This is a genomic window from Microbispora sp. ATCC PTA-5024 (assembly GCF_000511135.2).
GTDB classification, from domain to species: Bacteria; Actinomycetota; Actinomycetes; order Streptosporangiales; family Streptosporangiaceae; genus Microbispora; species Microbispora corallina.
In genome coordinates this window covers 1,768,837-1,785,338 of sequence record NZ_KI866522.1, presented here as the reverse complement: position 1 = coordinate 1,785,338, position 16,502 = coordinate 1,768,837, and the positions used below count along the sequence as shown (strand labels likewise).

Genomic DNA, 16,502 nt, shown 5'->3' with positions numbered 1-16,502 from the left:
TCCATGAGCACTCCCAGCACGGTCGGCCACCCCGTCAACCTGATGGACCCCGAGCTGATGCGCGACCCGTTCCGCGGGTTCTCCCGCATCCGGGAGCTGACTCCGGTGACGCGGGCCGCGTTCCCCGGCCAGAGCACGCCGATCTGGCTGATCACCCGGTACGACGACGTGGCGGCGGTGCTGTCCGACCACCGCTTCGTCAACGACCCCGCGAACGTCCCGGGGACGGACGCCCCCAACGTCCGCGAGGAGCTGCTGCGGGTCCGCGGCATCCCGGCCGAGTACGCCCGGTTCGTGCTCGACACCGTGCTCGACGCCGACGGCGACGACCACATCCGGCTGCGCAGGCTGGTCTCCCGCGCCTTCACCGCGCGCCGCGTCCAGGAGCTGCGCCCCCGCGTGGAGGAGATCAGCGACCGCCTGCTGGACGCGCTCCCCGGACGGGCCGAGGACGGTGTCGTCGACCTCGTCGAGCACTACGCCTACCCGCTGCCGATCACCGTCATCTGCGAGCTGGTCGGCATCCCCGAGGAGGACCGGCCCCTCTGGCGGGGATGGGGCAGGGCCCTGGTCAGCCAGCGGCGGGGAGCGATGACCGAGCCGCTGCGCGAGATGATCGGCTACATCCGGGATCTGATCGCCCGCCGCCGTGCGGAGCCCTCGGACGACCTGCTCACCGGCCTGATCCGCGCCCACGACGAGGACGGCGACCGGCTGTCCGACGACGAGATGATCACCATGGTGCTGACGCTCGTCCTCGCCGGCCACGAGACGACGGCGCACCTCGTCGGGAACGGCACGGCCGCCCTGCTGGCCCACCCGGACCAGCTCGCCGCCCTGCGGGCCGACCCGGGGCTGGCTCCTCTCGCCGTCCACGAGCTGATGCGGTGGTGCGGCCCGGTGCAGGGCACCCGGTTCCGCTACGCCGCCGAGGACGTCGAGATCGCCGGCACGCGCATCGGGCGCGGCGAGCCGGTGATGGCCGTGCTGGTGTCCGCCAACTACGACCCCCGCCGGTTCGACGATCCGGAGCGGCTCGACATCACCCGGCAGACGGACGGGCGGCGTGAGGTCCACCTCGGGTTCGGGCACGGCCTGCACTACTGCCTCGGCGCCGCGCTGGCCAGGCAGGAGGCCGAGGTCGCGTTCACCGCGCTGCCGCGCCGCTTCCCGGGGATGGAGCTGGCCGTGCCGCCCGAGGACCTCGAACGCCAGCTCCTGCCCGCGTCGTGGCGGCTGGCCCGGCTCCCGCTGCGGCTCGACGGCGGGAGCGGGAGCGCGATGTAAAGAAAACTAGACACGAGGTCTGTTTCGCTTTACATTCGGGGGGTGCCCTTCGAAGAGAAGCTCGCGTGGATCATGGCGACGGTCTCGGCCGTCGCCTACGCGGCGTACGTCGTCCTCCTCCTCGGCAGGGCGGGCCCGGTCCCGCTCGCCGAGGTGCCGTACGTGCCGCTGATGCTGGGGACGATCGGCGGCGCCATCGCGGCCCAGATCGCGCTGCGGACGGTGGCGGCCGCCCTCGCCCCCGAGGACGCCGGGATGAAGGACCAGCGCGACCGGGAGATCAACCGGTTCGGCGACCACATCGGCCAGTCCTTCGTGGTGACGGGGGGCGTCGCGGCCTGCGGGCTGGCCATGGCGCGGGCCGACCAGTTCTGGATCGCCAACGTGCTCTACCTGGCGTTCGTACTGTCCGCGATCCTCGGCTCGGTCGCCAAGATCGTCGCCTACCGCCGCGGCTTCTGGCCGTGGTGAGGCCGACCAGGGTCACCAACTCGATCCGGGCCCTCCGCTTCGCCCACGGCGAGATGACCCAGGCGGAGCTGGCGTCCCGCATCGGGGTGACCCGCCAGACGGTCATCGCGATCGAGCAGGGCCGCTACTCGCCGTCCCTGGAGATGGCCTTCCAGATCGCGCGGGTGTTCGGCGTCCCGCTCGACGACGTGTTCCACTACCCCGACGAGCCCGAGGAGGCCTCGTGAAGGCGATCGTCCAGGACGCGTACGGCCCGCCCGACGTGCTGGAGCTCAGAGACGTCCCGATCCCGTCGCCGGGGGACGGCGAGGTGCTCGTGCGGGTGCGCGCGGCCGGCGTTGACGCCGGGGTCGTGCACCTCACGACCGGCCTGCCGTACCTGCTGCGCCTGGCCGGCTTCGGGCTGCGCGCGCCGAAGGTCCCCGTCCGCGGCATGGACGGGGCGGGCGTCGTGGAGGCCGTCGGGCCGGGCGTGACCCGCTTCCGGCCCGGCGAGGAGGTGTTCGGGGTCTGCCAGGGCTCCTTCGCCGAGTACGCGCTGGCCAGGCAGGACAGGCTCGCGGCCAAGCCGGAGGCGCTCACGTTCGAGCAGGCCGCGGCCCTGCCGACGTCCGGGCTGACCGCCCTGCACGGCCTGCGCGACCGCGGCCGGGTCCGTGAGGGCCAGAAGGTGCTGGTCATCGGCGCCGGAGGCGGCGTGGGGACGTTCGCGGTGCAACTGGCCGGCGTGTTCGGCGCGCGGGTCGCGGGGCTGTGCGGCCCCGGCAAGGCCGATCTCGTCCGCTCGCTCGGCGCCGCCGACGTCTTCGACCACACCCGCGTGGACGTCGCGGACCTGCCGTCCCGGTACGACCTGATCCTCGACATCGCGGGCAACCGCCCGCTGTCGCGGCTGCGACGGGCCCTCACGCCCCGGGGGACGCTCGTCCTCATGGGCGGCGAGGCGGGCGGCAGGTGGACCGGCGGCATGGGCCGCCAGCTCCGGGCCGCGCTGCTGTCGCCGTTCACGCGCCGGCGGCTGACCTCCCTGCTGTCGCTGCCGCGCGAGGAGGACCTGCGCCTACTCGCCGAGATCGCCGGGTCGGGCCGGGTCACACCGGTCGTGACCGGCACCTTCCCGCTCGCCGACGCCGCCGAGGCCGTCCGGCGCCTCGCCGCCGGCCACGCCTCCGGCAAGATCGTCGTCACCGTGTGAGGAGGGCCGGGCCCGGCACCCCGGCGTACGCTGGCCGTGTGATGGCCGAACAGCCGTCCCGCGCGCTGTCCGCGTCGGACGAGGCGGCCCTGCGGGATCTCCTCACCGCGGAGCGCGCGGCCGCGGTCACCCGGGTCGGGGTGCTGACGCTGGCCTGGGACGACATCGTCGCCTCCTCCTCGCTCGTGGCCGTCGACGACGAGCACGATCCCGAGGGCGCGACGATCGCGTTCGAGCGCGCCCACGTCCAGGCCCTGCTCGACCAGGCCAGGAGTCAGCTGGCCGACCTGGACCTTGCGCTGGAACGGCTGGGCCGGGGCCGCTACGGCACCTGCGAGCGCTGCGGGCAGCCCATCGCCCTCGAACGGCTCCGGGCCCGTCCCGCCGCGACCACCTGCGTCCACTGCACCCGCCCCCGCCGCTGAGCTCCCGCCCTGCGGGTGCGGCGGCTTCCGCCGCTCCGGTCAGCTAGAGGCGAAGCCGTCCGTGCCGCCGGAGAAGCGCCGTGCCGGCCGGGGCGGGTGTGCTTGCGTGGACGCCGCCGCACACCTCCAGTTACAGTTATTGCAGATAAGATCCCGCCTGGAGGTGCCATGCCCCGGACCAGCGTGCTGTCCGCCGCCGCCACGTGCGTCGAGGCGGACAGAGGCGAACGCGAGACCCTCGCCCGCGTGGAGGCCGCCGCGGAGCAGGCGTCGCTGGTCCTGCGCGGACCGGACGGCACCGACCTCGAGCTGCCCCGGTCGCTGGTGAGCCTCGTGCTGGCCGCGGCCCACGATCTCGCCAGGGGCAACGCCGTCCTCGCCGTGCCGGTGGAGACCCGGCTGACCCCGAACGAGGTCGCCCGGATGCTCGGCCTGTCACGCCCGTTCGTGGTCCGGCTGCTCGACGAGGGGGCCATCCCGTCCCACCGGTTGCCGGACAGCCGCCATCGGCTGGTCCGCCTCGTGGATGTCTTGGAATTCCAGGCTCGGCGTGAGCGGCGTGCCGAGGGCCGCCGCAGGATCATGGAGGTCGCCGAAGAGGAAGAACTGCCCTACTGACCTCCGGAGGACGCGCCTGTGGCACGGGTCTTCGCCGATACGAACGTGCTGTTCCCGTTCTCGCTGATGGACCTGATGCTGGCCCTGACTGAGGACGCGGTGCACACGCTGGTCTGGACCGAACGGCTGCTGGACGAGTGGGAGCGCGTCATCGTCCGGGAGCGGCGCCGTTCGGCCCCGGCGGCGTCGCGCATCACTGCGGCGATCCGGGAGCACTTCGACGACCTGCGCGTCGACGAGGTGGACTACAAGCATCTGCTCGATCGCATGGAGGGGCCCGACGCCGACGATCGCCACCACATGGCCGCGGCCGTCGCCGGTCGCGCGGGCGTCCTGCTCACCTGGAATCTCGCGGACTTCCCCGCGCCTTTCCTCGGCCGGTACGGGGTGACGGTCAGCGACCCCGACACCTACCTGTGCGCCCTGCTGGACCGGGCTCCCGCCGAGGTGACGGCGGTTCTGGCACGGATGGCGGCGGGGAAGCGGCGACCGCCCATGACCGCGTACGACGTCGTCGCCGCGCTCGGCCGCGCGGGCGTGCCTGCTTTCGCGCGGCACGCCCGCGAGCGCCTGCCGGGCGCTGAGGGCGGTCAGCCCATGTAGGGGTAGCGGTGGTCGGTCGGCGGGGCGAACGTCTCCTTGATGGTGCGGGCGTTGACCCAGCGGATCAGGTTGAAGATCGAGCCGGCCTTGTCGTTGGTGCCGGAGGCCCGGGCGCCGCCGAACGGCTGCTGGCCGACGACGGCCCCGGTCGGCTTGTCGTTGACGTAGAAGTTGCCGGCGGCGAAGCGGAGCCGCTCGGTCGCCGCCGCGATGGCGTGCCGGTCCTGCGCGATGACCGCGCCCGTCAGCGCGTACGGCGCCACGCCCTCCATCTGGTCGAGGACGGCGTCGTACGACGCGTCGTCGTAGACGTGGACGGCCAGGATCGGCCCGAAGTACTCCTTGACGAAGATCTCGTCGGCCGGGTCGGAGCACTCCAGCACCGTCGGGCGGACGAAGTAGCCGGTGGAGTCGTCGTACGAGCCGGTCAGGACCTCGATCGAGTCGGTGGCCCGCGCGCGGTCGACGGCCTCCCGGTGCTTCGCGAACGCCCGGGCGTCGATCACCGCGCCCATGAACGTGGACAGGTCGCCCGCCACGTCGCCGACCGTGAGCGACTCGGCGAGGGAGACGAAGTCGTCGCGCATCCGCGACCAGATCGAGCGCGGCACGTACGCGCGCGAGGCGGCCGAGCACTTCTGGCCCTGGTACTCGAACGCCCCTCGAATCAGGGCGGTCGACAGCACCTCGGGCGACGCGGACGGGTGGGCGACCACGAAGTCCTTGCCGCCGGTCTCGCCCACGAGCCTCGGGTAGCCGCGGTAGCCCGTGATGTTCTCGCCGACCGTGCGCCACAGGTGCTGGAACGTGGCGGTCGAGCCGGTGAAGTGGACGCCCGCCAGCTCGGGGTGGGGGAGGGCCACCTCGGACACGGCACCGCCGTTGCCGGTCACCATGTTGATCACCCCGGGGGGCAGCCCGGCGGCCTCCAGCAGGCGCATGGTGAAGTGGGCCGCGAACTGCTGCGTCGGGGACGGCTTCCAGACGACGACGTTGCCCATGAGGGCCGGCGCGCACGGCAGGTTGGCCGCGATCGAGGTGAAGTTGAACGGCGTGATCGCGAGGACGAAGCCCTCCAGCGGCCGGTACTCCATCCGGTTCCACACACCGGGCGACGACAGCGGCTGCTCGGCCAGCAGGCGGCGGGCGTAGGAGACGTTGAAGCGGAAGAAGTCGATCAGCTCGCAGGCCGCGTCGATCTCGGCCTGCTGGACCGACTTCGACTGCCCGAGGACGGTGGCCGCGTTGAGCGTCGCCCGCCAGGGGCCGCTGAGCAGGTCGGCGGCCTTCAGGAAGACGGCGGCGCGCTCCTCGAACGGCAGCGACCGCCAGGCCGGGGCCGCGGCGCGCGCGGCGTCGACGGCGGCCCGGACGTCACCGGCGGTCGCGTCGGCCGTACGGCCCAGCACCGCGGCGTGGTTGTGCGGCTGGACCACGTCGATCGGCTGGCCGCCGGCCATCCGGCTCTCGCCGCCGATCGTCATCGTGAGGTCGAGGCCCGTCCCGGCGAGCTCCTTGATCCGGCTCTCCAGGGCGGCGCGCTCGGCGCTGCCCGGGGCGTAGCCGTGCACCGGCTCGTTGGCCGGGACCGGGACGTCGGTGATCGCATCCATTACTTACCCTTCAGAGCGCGCAGGAAGAAGGCGACGTTGGCCGGGCGCTCGGCGAGGCGGCGCATGAAGTAGCCGTACCAGTCGTCGCCGTAGGGGACGTAGACCCGCACCCGCGACCCGGCCTCGGCGAGCGCGAGCTGCTTGTCGGTCCTGATCCCGTAGAGCATCTGGAACTCGTACGCGTCGCGGTCGCGGTCGTGCCGGTCGGCGAGGAGCTCCGCGATGGCGATGAGCCGGTCGTCGTGCGTGGCCACCATGGGGTAGCCCGTGCCGGCCATGAGCACGCGCAGGCACCGGACGTACGCCCGGTCGACCTCGCCCTTGCTCTGGTAGGCGACGGAGGCGGGCTCCCGGTAGGCGCCCTTGACGAGCCGCACGCGAGAGCCGGCGAGGTCACGGCAGTCGGCCTCGCTGCGGAACAGGTACGCCTGGATCGCCACCCCGGTCTCCGGGAAGTCCTCCCGCAGCGCCCGCAGGACCTCCAGGGTCGAGTCGACCGTGGTGTGGTCCTCCATGTCGAGCGTGACCGTCGACCCGCAGTCGCGGGCGGCGGAGCAGATCTGCCGGGCGTGCTCCAGCGCCATCGCCTCGTCGAGGCGCTGCCCGACCGCCGACAGCTTCACCGAGACCTCGGCCCGGCGGCCGAGCCCCAGCGGCGCCAGCGCGTCCAGCAGGGAGACGTACGCCTTGGCGGCGGCGCGGGCGGTCGCGGCGTCGCGGACCTCCTCGCCGAGGTGGTCGATCGTGACGGCGAGCCCCGCGGCGGTCAGGCGGCGGGTCGCCTCGACGGCGTCCGCGGTCGTCTCGCCCGCCACGAACCGGTCGACGACCTTGCGGGTGACCGGGAGTCCCGACACCGCCCGGCGGGCCAGCGGGCTCCGCGAGCCCGCGAGAAGCAGGGAACCGAGCATGTCCACAGGCTAAATCCGCACGTCACCCAGGTTCCACGGACATCCGCCACAGGCTTTTCCTACAAATGCACAACAATGTCACCATGCAGGACATCGTCGATGAGATCTCCCGGTTGCTCGACGCCTCGGTCACCTTGGAGGACCGTTCGTTCAACCTGCTCGCGTACGGTGCGCAGATCGGCGACGTCGACCGGGTGCGGCAGGAGTCGATCCTGCGCCGGCGCGCCACGGCGGAGGTGCGCGCCCACTTCGAGGCGTACGGCATCGCCACGGCCACCGCCCCGGTGCGGATTCCCGGCCTGCCCGGCATGCTGGGCCGTGTCTGCGTGCCCCTGCGGCACGGCGGCGTAACGTACGGGTACCTGTGGCTGATCGACTCGGGCGCGCTGACCGACGAGCGCCTGGCCGCCGTGGCCCCTCTCATGGCCCGGGCGGCGGCGCTGCTGGCCCGGGAGGCCCGGGGACGGCACGCCCCGCTGCGGGCCTTCTTCTCCACCGACCCGGCCACCCGGGCCTCGGTGTCGGTGGACGCCGAGGGGCCTGTGGCGGCGGTGGCCGTGCGCACTCCGCCCGGCGACGCCGAGGGCCCCTGGACGCTGCCGCGCGGCGTGCTCGCCGACCCCGACCTCGGCGAACCGCTGCTCGCGGTCCTCGCCCCCGCCTCCCAGGCGGGGGAGGTCGCGCGGCGGACGCAGGGCCTGTACGGCACGGCCGCCGGCGTGGGGGGAGTCCGCGACGACCCCCAGGAGGCGTGGGAGAGCTGGCGGGAGGCGTTGCTCGCCCTGCGGGTGGCCGAGCACGTCCCCCGGCAGGGCCCGGTCGCGAGCTGGCCGGACCTCGGCGCCTACCGCATGCTGGCCCGGCTGTCCCACCGGGACCTCGCCGACCTCGCCGCCGAGTCGGCCGCCCTGTGGGCCGCCGGGGGCGACCTGGCCGGCTCCGTCGAGGCGTATCTGGACCACGCCGGGCAGGTGAAGGAGACGGCGGCGCTGCTGGGCGTGCACCGGCAGACGCTGTACTACCGGCTCGGCAAGGCCGAGCACCTCACCGGCCTCGACCTCGCCGACGGCGAGGACCGCCTGCTCCTCCACCTGTCGCTCAAGGCCGCCGCGCTGACCGGTCCCTAGACCCCGGCGGGGGCGCGGTAGACGCGGACCCAGTCGACGTACATGCTGACGGTCTTCGGCGTCGAGGCGTTTCGGCAGGGCGACCACTGGTTGCAGACCACGTCGTTCTGCAGGGTCAGGCCCATCCGCTGGGAGCGGGGGATCCGGTCGCCGGTGTAGTTCCAGACCATCGTGCCATCGAGCCAGAACGTCAGCCGGTCGGGCAGCCAGTCGACCGCGACCGTGTGCCACTGGGTGAAGTCGGCGCGCATCTCGTTCTGGGCCTGGCCCTGCTGCCCCTTGTGGACGTAGATGCCGCCGGTCTGCCGGGTGGGGTCGATGATCTCGGTGAAGTCGATCTCGCTGTACTCCGGGTCGTTCTGCCGCTCGGGCCACAGCAGCGCGACCGCGCTGTAGCCGGCGCCCTTCTCGGCCCGCAGGCGCACCTCCCACCGGCCGTACTTCTGGGTGATGGAGCTGGCGACGCCGCCGGACAGGTCCTTGCCGCCGTAGAAGCCGCCCGTCATCTTCAGCACGCCGCCGCCGACGCTCGTGGCCTGGTACGTGCGGGGGTTGACGCTCGCGTTGGGGGAGTCGTAGACGCTCCACCGGCTCTGGTCGATCCGGCTGCCGTCGAAGTCCTCGACAAGGATCGGCTGGCCCCACTGGGCGCCGGTGGTGGTCCCGCTCGAGGAGCCGCCCGCGCCGCCCGAGCCGGTGGACCCGGCCGCGCCGTCGGACCCGGTGGACCCGCCCGCGCCCTGGGAGCCCTGCGAGCCCTGTGATCCGGAGCCTCCCCACCCGGACGACGGGCGCGAGGGGTGCGGCCGCGGCGGGCGGGTCTCCTGGCCGCCGCCCTGCACCTCGGGGATGGGCTCGATCCCGGACGGCGGCTGGTCGGAGATCACGTAGTCGTTCCCTCCGGGCTCGGGCTCCGGCTCCACGATGTCGACCCGCTTGGGGTGCGGGCGCAGCCGCGCCGGGGCGGCCAGCCGCAGCGGCGGCTCGGGCGTCTCGGTGGGGGACGGCCGGGGCGGCGTGCTCCGCGTCGGGGAGGGGACGGGAGAGGGGATGGCCTCCGGCTCGCTCACGGGTTCGGAGGCGGGGGGCACCGCGGCAGGGGTGGCGGTGACGGTCGCCCCGTGACCGCCGGCCGACGCGGCGGTCGCCTGCGTCCCGGACTCGCCGGCGGCGGTGAAGACCTTCGTGGAGTCTGCGCTCGAACACGCGGTGGCGGCGGCGATGAGCGTCGCCGCCGCCACGGCTAAACCAGGCCCATGAAGTGACATGGACGCATCTAATCACAGGATTTCACTTCAATAACGGCATAATGCCGATTGCGCAACCGCTCAGGCGCAGGTGCGCTCGTAGACCCGCAGCAGCTCGGCGCTGATGCGCTCGACGGAGTAGCGGGAGCGGGCCCGGTCCGCGGCGGCGTATCCGATGGCCGTGCGGAGGGTGGCGTCGCCGAGGAGCCTGCGGATGCGGGCGGCGATCTCCAGCGGCCGGTCCGGGCGGATCAGGTAACCGGTGACGCCGTCGACGACCGAGTCGAGGTGCGCGCCCGAGGCCGAGGCGATGACCGGGATGCCGCAGGCCATGGCCTCCAGCGCGGCCGTACCCGTCGGGACGGTCGACGGCAGCGACAGGACGAGGTCGACGCTGCGCATGAGCTTCGGCATCGCGGTGTGCGGCACCTCGCCGAGCATCTCGACGCGCTCGGCGACCCCGCGCTCCTTGGCCAGGATGCGCAGGCGCTCGACGCTCGGGTCGTCGCCGCCCGCGACCACCAGCTCGGCCTCGGGGACGGCCCGCAGCGCGTTCACCGCGCTGGCCGCGCCGACGTGCCCGACGTGCAGCAGCCGCGGCCGGTCGCCGCGCGGGAACGCGGGGCCCTGGCGGCGGAAGCGCTCGATGTCGACGCCGTGGGGGACGACCGAGATGTTGCGCCGCGGGACGCCCATCCGGATCAGCTCGTCCTCCTCGTCGGCGCAGTTGGCGATGACGGCCCGGGCCCGGCGGCCGATGGCGCACTCCAGGCGCCGTACCGGGGCCGGGGTGGCGGCGTCGCCGTGCCCGTGGAACGTCTGCGTGACCGGCACCCCGAGGCCCTCGGACCCGGCGATGGCGGCCAGCCCGCTCGACCACGAGTACGCGTGGATGATGTCCGGGCGGTGCTCCCTCCACCGGCTGCGCAGCCCGGCGCTGAAGTCGGAGATGTACGGGAGGAGATCGCTCTCCGACAGCTCGACGTCGGGGCCGGCGGGCACGTGCTCGACGGCGGCGCCCTTGACCCTCGAACGCGTGTACACGGTGACGTGGTGGCCGCGGGCCAGCTCGCGGGCGATGGCGGGAGTGTCGGGCGTGAGCTCGTGAGCGGAGACGATCGCGATATCCATGGCACACCTCAAGACAGGAAGGCGCTTGAAAAGGTGTGCCTGCGTCCTAGGCACGATCGTTGTGAGGTTGTTTACCTTACTCTGATTCGCGCTAAACGCCTAATCGGGAAAAATCATCCACTCTCCTGCAGGCGGGAGGTCGCCGCCTGCAGCCGTATCGTGCGGGAACCCCTGCCGGAGCGGATGTCCACATGGTCGCACACCTGTCGGGCCAGCCACAGCCCCTCGTCGGCCCTTTCCCCGGCGTCCGGCGGCACGAAACCGGCCAGGGGGTCGTGGCCGGCCGTCCCGCCGTCCCCGGCCGCGCTCAGGTCCCACACCAGCCCGCCGGACGTCTCCCACACCCGGATCGTGACCGGCAGTCCCAGGTATCGGGCGGCCTCGTGGACGGCGAGGGCCGGCATCACGGCGTGTTCCCCGGTCACCCCCCGCCGCCCGGCCTCCTCGGTCACGAAGGCGCGCACGTCGGGCAGCACCTCGGCCGTCGCGGTCACGGCGTCGCCGGGAGGCGCGGGCAGCGGCGCGGCGTCGCACGCGCCGATGAACGCCGCGGGGTCGGCGTAGGCGGGCGACGCCTCGGCCCGCCTGCCGTCGGGGCTCACCGACGGGTGGGTGCGCAGCGCGTCCTCCGCGACGTCGCGGCCGACCGCGCGCAGGTCGTACGGGCAGATCATCCAGACGCCGGTGCCCGCGAGGAGCAGGTTGAGCGCCGACTCCATGCGCGTCCAGGCGAGCACGTCACGCTCCGACCGTCCCGGCCACACCGGCTCGGCCAGGACGCGCACCCGGCCGCGCCCGGCGTTGCGCCGCCAGTACCGCAGGAACGCGGTCGCGCGCTGGGCGGTCCGGCGGCCGAAGTAGGCGCTCTCGGCGTAGTCGACCCGGTCCGCGTCGGCGCCCAGCGCCCCGCCGACCAGGTCGAGGTTGGCCGAGGTGGTGGTGACGAGCACGGGCTCGCCGTGGTCGATGCCGTCCCGGACGAAGGGCACGGCGACCTCGAGGAACTCCTCGTCCGAGCCGTACAGGCTCACCTGGTGGATCATCTCGGTCATCGGCGGTCGCTCCCGCCCAGGCGCAGTCCGGGGGTGCCGTCCCAGCCGATCAGCAGGATCAGCTGCCGCACGTGGTCGGGGACCCGTTCCAGGACGAGGGAGCGCCGGCTTCCCAGCGAGCCGGCGGTCTCGAGCAGGGCCCGCAAACCGGACAGATCGATGAACGAGACGCCGCCGAGGTCGACGTGCACGTCGCCCCGGCCGCGGGAGGCCGCCGCCCGCAGCGACCTCGTCAACGGCTCCAGCGTGCTCGCCTCCACGTCGCCCTCCACCCGTATGCCGGCGGGCTCGACGGTGCGGCGGATCCGGAGGAGCGCTCCGTCGAACTCCAGGTCACTGTCCGGCTCTTGATGTATCCGGTACAGATCGGCCAAAACAACCGGCGGGAACAGGCGGCGGTCGTACTGGCACAGGCCGAGGGCCGTCCCCTCGGAGAACAGGCCGTGCACCCGGCTCTCGAAGTCGGCGAGCCGGTCGGCGCCCTCACGCAGCCCCCAGCTCATCTCGGTCGTGACACGTAAGGCCCGATACCCGTCGGCCCGGGCCAGCCGCGCCGCCTCCGCCAGGTCGCCCAGCATCCTGTCGGCGTCGTACACCTCGATGTGGCGCACGTCGAGGCGGCGGGCGGCGACGTGGCAGCCGGTGTCGACGCCCCACCCGCGCAGCAGGCCGGTCGCGACCGCGGGATGCGTGACGTCGGTGAGGTAGAGCACGCGGTCGCCCCCCGCCAGCCCCTCCGACACGTACGGAGCGAGCACCGGCTCCAGCTCCGCCTCGTCGGAGAAGGCCACCGCGCGGTGGTCCCCAGGCCGCATTCCCACCGGTCAAGTCCACCACCAGCCGGGGCCGGGCGGCAAATCCTCAGCGGGCCCGGCGCAGCGTGAGCAGGGTGATCTCGTCCACGGCGTGGGTGCCGGAGAACGCCCGGTGGTCCTCCTCGACGGCCTTCACGACGGCGCCCGGCGGCTGGCCCGCGCACCGCGCGAGCACCTCGGTCAGGCGCCCCTCGCCGTACGTCTCCCCGGCCGGGCTCTGCGAGCCGACGAGGCCGTCCGAGTAGAGCACGAGCGTCTCGCCCGCGGCCAGCGTGATCTCCTCTGTGGCGGGCACCGAGCCCTCCTCGAACCCGAGCGGCACGCCGCCGCCCTCCGAGAAGCGGACCCCGCCCCCCGCCTGCAGCAGCGCGGCCGGGTGGTGCCCCGCCGAGGCCAGCCTGATCTTCCTGCCGCGCACGAACCCGGCCGCGGCCATGACGAACAGGCCGGTCCGCTGCGCCACCAGCGCGTCGTTGATTTTGCGGAGCGCCTCCCCGGGGTCGTTCTCCCACACGCTCAGCACCCGCAGCCCGTTGCGGACCATGGCGGTGACGGAGGCGGCCTCCTCGCCCCGGCCGGCCGCGCTGCCGATGACGAAGCCCCAGCCGCTCTTCACGGGGAACACGTCGTAGAACTCGCCGCCGATCGCGCGCATCCCCGACCCGGGGTGGTACACGGCGCCGATCTCGAAGCCGGGGACGTCCGGCAGCGTCCGGGGGAGCACGCCCGTCTGGAGGGTCTCGGCCGCCTGCGCCCGCCGCTGGAAGCCGCGCTGCGCCTGCATCGCGAGGCCCAGGTGGAGCCCGATCTCCTCCAGCAGGCCGAGGTCGGCCAGCCCGAACGGCGGCCGGTCGCGCAGCCGCACCAGCGTGAGCACGCCCCGGACCTCGTCGTCGGTCCGGATCGGCACGCTGAGCAGCGACCCGGCCCGCATCTGCTGCAGGACGTCCCCGCCGAGCAGCGACTCGTCCGTGAGCATCTCGTGCACGATCCCGCTCTCCGTGGTCAGGACCCGCTCGACGACGGGGTCGAGCCGCGGCGGGGTCTCCTCCACGACCCGCTGCAGGCGGCCCACCGGCTGGTCGCTCGGGGCGATCACGGTGGCCCGCCGCGCGACGCCGTCCCGCAGCACGTCGGCGATGACCCAGTCGGCGGTCTCGGCCGCGAGCAGGCGCGCCGTGCGCAGCAGCGCCACCGGCTCCCGCAGGCTCTCCTCGTCGAGCAGCAGCCGGGTCAGCCGGGACAGCAGTTCGTGCCGCCGGGCCGCCGCCATGATCGCGGGCTCGTCGGGCGAGCTCCCCGCCGGCGCGGCCGGCTCGGGCAGCTGCACCTCCGTCGGCAGCGCGACCGCCGCGATCATCTCCTGCGGCTCACCCGGCATGCGCAACCGGCTCAGCACCAGCCGTACGGTGTGGGCGCGGCCCTGATGGGCCAGCCGGGTCTGGAACGACGCGTTCTCCTCGCCGTGCAGGACCGAGGTGAACCGCGCGCGGAACGCGGCCCGGCTCGACACGTCGATCAGCAGGGGGAAGGCGCGGCCGATGAGATATCCGGCGGGGCTGCCGAGCAGGCGCGTCGTCTCGTTGTTGATCCGCCGCACCGTGCCGCCGGTGTCCATGATGATCACCGGGACGGGCAGCGAGCGGAAGACCTGGCGCAGCAGCTTCTGCTCGCGCTGGCTGCCGCCGTCCTTGCGCCTGCGGCTGCGGGCGAGCTCGGCGAGGGCGGCCCTGACCAGCTCCTCGGCCTCCTCCAGCCCCTGGAGGGCGGCCTGCGGCCTGGGGTCGTCCCGTAGGGTGGCGATACGGTCGGCGAGCCCGCTCAGCGCGCGCTCAAGCTCGGCGATGTCGGGCAAGCTGCCCCCCTCTCTCGACGTAGACGCTACGCCAAAGACCGGGTCTAATCGATCCAGCCTGGAATAAGCCCGCAACTATGGGAATGGTCTTTCTACCATGGAGACGACGTCCATCCTCGCGCGTGACCTCGCCGCCCTCGGCCGTGTGACCGAGGGCACGTCCCTCGAAAGCGTCCTGCGCGGCATCACCGAGGCCGTGGCCCGCGGGGTGCCCGGGTGCGCGGGCGGCACGGCCGAGCTGTGGACGGAGGAGCGGGTGCTGCTCGCGGCCTCCCACAGCGAGCTCACCTCACTGATCGACCGTGAACGCGACCTGCGTGAGGGGCCGTCGAGGGAGGCGCTGTCGTCCGGGCGGCCCGTCGTGGTCCCCGACGTGATCCGTGACCCCCGCTGGCCCCGGTACGCCGCCACCGCCGTGCGGCACGGCGTCCGCTCGGTGCTCGTGGTCCCCATCGAGGTCGACACCGCCGTCGTGATCATCGGCCTGTACGGCGTGCGGCCCGGCGTGTTCGCCGCCTCCGGCGACGCGGTGACCCCGCTTCTGCGCGAGCAGGTCACGGTGGCGCTGGCCAACATCTGGGAGTTCGACGACGTGCTCACCGGCGCGGCCCAGATGCAGGAGGCGCTGGCCGGCCGGTCGGTCATCGACCAGGCCAAGGGGATCATCATGTCGAAGAGCGGGTGCTCGGCCGAGGAGGCGTTCGAGGAGTTGCGGAGGGTGTCCCAGCACCACCAGGTCAAGGTCGCCGACCTGGCCAAGCTCCTGGTGACCGAGCACCAGCAGAAGCACGGGGGAGCGGCCCCGGCGTGAGCCGGGGTTACGCGGCGAAGGCCGTCAGGGCGTCGTCGAGCGTGTCGAACAGCGGGAGGCGCTGGGACAGCCCGGTCACCCACATGACCTTGGAGTTGGGGTACTGCACGGAGACCAGGGCGAAGTTGCCCCCCGCCGTGGTGGACCGCTGCCAGTGGTGCACGATCAGGCCGAGCGCCCGCGAGTCCATGAACGTGACGGCGCCCAGGTCGAGGATCATGTCGGGGCCGTGGTCGTCGGCCGCGGCGTCCAGGTAGTCCGAGAACTGCTCACGCGTCGTGGCGTCGAGGACGCCGTTGACATGGATCACCACTATGTCTCCCGCCATCGTGGACGACAGGGACAGCAGTCCGTTGTTAGACACCTCGCGCCTCCTCTGCGGCAACATTACTGGTGCCGAAGGGGTGGTGATACTCCCGGATTTGCGGCAATATACTTGACCAGAGGTCCAGCAGAGGGCCTCGTCTCGATACTGTAGCGAGGCGCGCCTTCTGCATGGTGATCCCGGCACGGCAGCGTCCTCGCAAAGAAAATACGAGGGGACTGCGCAGATGGCTGCCGAGGTCCGTGGAGTGACCGTCAGCAATCCGACCGCCGAGGAGCTTCTGGACGAGCTGGCCCAGGACGGGCTGTCCCAGGAGCGGCGGGAACGCCTCCGTGAGATGATCGTCGAGATGCACCGCCCCATGGCGAGGGACATCGCCCGGCGGTACCTGAACCGCGGCGAGCCGATGGAGGACCTCCTCCAGGCCGCCTACGTCGGCCTGATGAAGGCCATCAACGGCTTCGACGCCAGCCTCGGCCACAGCTTCCGGGGCTACGCCATGGTCACGATGACCGGTGAGGTCAAGCGGCACTTCCGCGACCGCACCTGGGCCGTACGGGTTCCCCGCCTCTACCAGGAGCGCCGCGCCGAGCTGAACCGGCACGTCGCCGACATGACCCAGGAGCTCGGCCGGTTCCCCACCGTCGCCGAGCTCGCCAAGAAGATGGGCATCTCCGAAGAGGACATGATCCTCACGATGGACGCCTCCGCCGCCTACAGCACGCTCTCCCTCGACGCCCCGATCGGGGCCGACGACGACGCGGCGGCGCTCGGCGACGTCATCCCTGAGGAGGACGACGCCCTGGACATGCTGGTGGACAGGGAGGCCGTCAAGCCGCTCATCGACCACCTCCCCGAGCGGGAGAAGAACATTCTCCTGCTGCGCTTCTATGGCAACATGACCCAGGCCGAGATCGCGGCGGAGTTCGACATATCGCAGATGCACGTCTCGCGGATCCTCCGCAAGACCCTCGACCAGCTCCGGGCGGAGCTCGTCGCGGGATGACGATGCAGCG

General features: G+C 72.9%; 18 protein-coding genes. 10 read left to right on the top strand and 8 right to left on the bottom strand.

Annotation, left to right across the window (positions count from 1 at the left end; translation table 11 throughout):
• The first annotated feature begins 3 nt into the window (after window positions 1-3).
• From MPTA5024_RS07830 to MPTA5024_RS07800, 7 genes are all read left to right on the top strand, one after another.
• A complete protein-coding gene (locus tag MPTA5024_RS07830) occupies window positions 4-1,287 on the top strand; it encodes a cytochrome P450 family protein (protein ID WP_036321129.1) in 1,284 nt (427 codons plus the stop codon).
• A gap of 42 nt (window positions 1,288-1,329) precedes the next feature.
• Window positions 1,330-1,758 carry a hypothetical protein gene (locus tag MPTA5024_RS07825; RefSeq protein WP_036321126.1) on the top strand — a complete coding sequence of 143 codons (429 nt, stop codon included), beginning with the start codon at window positions 1,330-1,332 and terminating at the stop codon, window positions 1,756-1,758.
• Window positions 1,752-1,985: a helix-turn-helix transcriptional regulator gene (locus tag MPTA5024_RS07820; RefSeq protein ID WP_036321124.1), complete on the top strand. Its 234-nt coding sequence runs from the start codon at window positions 1,752-1,754 to the stop codon at window positions 1,983-1,985. Before MPTA5024_RS07825 ends, MPTA5024_RS07820 begins: the two co-directional genes overlap by 7 nt.
• Window positions 1,982-2,953: an NAD(P)-dependent alcohol dehydrogenase gene (locus MPTA5024_RS07815; protein WP_036321121.1), complete on the top strand. Its 972-nt coding sequence runs from the start codon at window positions 1,982-1,984 to the stop codon at window positions 2,951-2,953. Before MPTA5024_RS07820 ends, MPTA5024_RS07815 begins: the two co-directional genes overlap by 4 nt.
• Before the next feature lie 41 nt (window positions 2,954-2,994).
• Complete coding sequence (locus MPTA5024_RS07810) at window positions 2,995-3,378, top strand: TraR/DksA family transcriptional regulator (RefSeq protein WP_051458059.1); 384 nt, start codon at window positions 2,995-2,997, stop codon at window positions 3,376-3,378.
• A gap of 168 nt (window positions 3,379-3,546) precedes the next feature.
• Entirely contained in the window at window positions 3,547-3,996 is a 450-nt protein-coding gene (locus MPTA5024_RS07805; protein WP_036321119.1) for a helix-turn-helix domain-containing protein, read from the top strand.
• Window positions 3,997-4,014: 18 nt separating this feature from the next.
• Window positions 4,015-4,599, top strand: coding sequence for a PIN domain-containing protein (locus tag MPTA5024_RS07800; RefSeq protein WP_036321117.1), 585 nt, complete (start codon window positions 4,015-4,017; stop codon window positions 4,597-4,599).
• On the opposite strand, the gene pruA is transcribed toward MPTA5024_RS07800, so the two are convergent.
• Entirely contained in the window at window positions 4,587-6,212 is a 1,626-nt protein-coding gene (gene pruA, locus MPTA5024_RS07795; RefSeq protein WP_036321115.1) for an L-glutamate gamma-semialdehyde dehydrogenase, read from the bottom strand. The two genes, MPTA5024_RS07800 and pruA, sit on opposite strands and share 13 nt — an antisense overlap.
• Window positions 6,212-7,123 carry a proline dehydrogenase family protein gene (locus MPTA5024_RS07790; RefSeq protein ID WP_036323576.1) on the bottom strand — a complete coding sequence of 304 codons (912 nt, stop codon included), beginning with the start codon at window positions 7,121-7,123 and terminating at the stop codon, window positions 6,212-6,214. Before MPTA5024_RS07790 ends, pruA begins: the two co-directional genes overlap by 1 nt.
• 65 nt (window positions 7,124-7,188) lie before the next feature.
• On the opposite strand from MPTA5024_RS07790, the gene MPTA5024_RS07785 reads away from it, so the two are divergent.
• Window positions 7,189-8,250, top strand: a complete 1,062-nt coding sequence (locus MPTA5024_RS07785; RefSeq protein ID WP_036321113.1) for a PucR family transcriptional regulator — start codon at window positions 7,189-7,191, stop codon at window positions 8,248-8,250.
• On the opposite strand, the gene MPTA5024_RS07780 is transcribed toward MPTA5024_RS07785, so the two are convergent.
• The 5 genes from MPTA5024_RS07780 to MPTA5024_RS07760 all read right to left on the bottom strand — a co-directional run bounded on the left by MPTA5024_RS07780 (window position 8,247) and on the right by MPTA5024_RS07760 (window position 14,350).
• The gene (locus MPTA5024_RS07780; RefSeq protein WP_051457832.1) at window positions 8,247-9,491 is read right to left on the bottom strand and encodes a family 16 glycosylhydrolase; all 1,245 of its coding nucleotides are present in this window, start codon (window positions 9,489-9,491) and stop codon (window positions 8,247-8,249) included. The two genes, MPTA5024_RS07785 and MPTA5024_RS07780, sit on opposite strands and share 4 nt — an antisense overlap.
• An 87-nt stretch (window positions 9,492-9,578) precedes the next feature.
• Window positions 9,579-10,628, bottom strand: coding sequence for a glycosyltransferase (locus MPTA5024_RS07775; protein WP_036321112.1), 1,050 nt, complete (start codon window positions 10,626-10,628; stop codon window positions 9,579-9,581).
• Window positions 10,629-10,741: 113 nt separating this feature from the next.
• Window positions 10,742-11,680, bottom strand: a complete 939-nt coding sequence (locus MPTA5024_RS07770) for a sensor histidine kinase (protein ID WP_051457831.1) — start codon at window positions 11,678-11,680, stop codon at window positions 10,742-10,744.
• Window positions 11,677-12,495 carry an MEDS domain-containing protein gene (locus MPTA5024_RS07765; RefSeq protein WP_084369493.1) on the bottom strand — a complete coding sequence of 273 codons (819 nt, stop codon included), beginning with the start codon at window positions 12,493-12,495 and terminating at the stop codon, window positions 11,677-11,679. Before MPTA5024_RS07765 ends, MPTA5024_RS07770 begins: the two co-directional genes overlap by 4 nt.
• Before the next feature lie 46 nt (window positions 12,496-12,541).
• A complete protein-coding gene (locus tag MPTA5024_RS07760; RefSeq protein ID WP_232326284.1) occupies window positions 12,542-14,350 on the bottom strand; it encodes a SpoIIE family protein phosphatase in 1,809 nt (602 codons plus the stop codon).
• A gap of 97 nt (window positions 14,351-14,447) precedes the next feature.
• Between MPTA5024_RS07760 and MPTA5024_RS07755 the strand changes: the two genes are divergently transcribed.
• The gene (locus MPTA5024_RS07755; RefSeq protein WP_036321110.1) at window positions 14,448-15,161 is read left to right on the top strand and encodes a GAF and ANTAR domain-containing protein; all 714 of its coding nucleotides are present in this window, start codon (window positions 14,448-14,450) and stop codon (window positions 15,159-15,161) included.
• Between the two features lie 7 nt (window positions 15,162-15,168).
• On the opposite strand, the gene MPTA5024_RS07750 is transcribed toward MPTA5024_RS07755, so the two are convergent.
• Window positions 15,169-15,525, bottom strand: a complete 357-nt coding sequence (locus MPTA5024_RS07750; RefSeq protein ID WP_232326278.1) for an STAS domain-containing protein — start codon at window positions 15,523-15,525, stop codon at window positions 15,169-15,171.
• Between the two features lie 208 nt (window positions 15,526-15,733).
• On the opposite strand from MPTA5024_RS07750, the gene MPTA5024_RS07745 reads away from it, so the two are divergent.
• Window positions 15,734-16,492: a SigB/SigF/SigG family RNA polymerase sigma factor gene (locus MPTA5024_RS07745; RefSeq protein WP_036321107.1), complete on the top strand. Its 759-nt coding sequence runs from the start codon at window positions 15,734-15,736 to the stop codon at window positions 16,490-16,492.
• The last annotated feature ends 10 nt before the right edge of the window (window positions 16,493-16,502 follow it).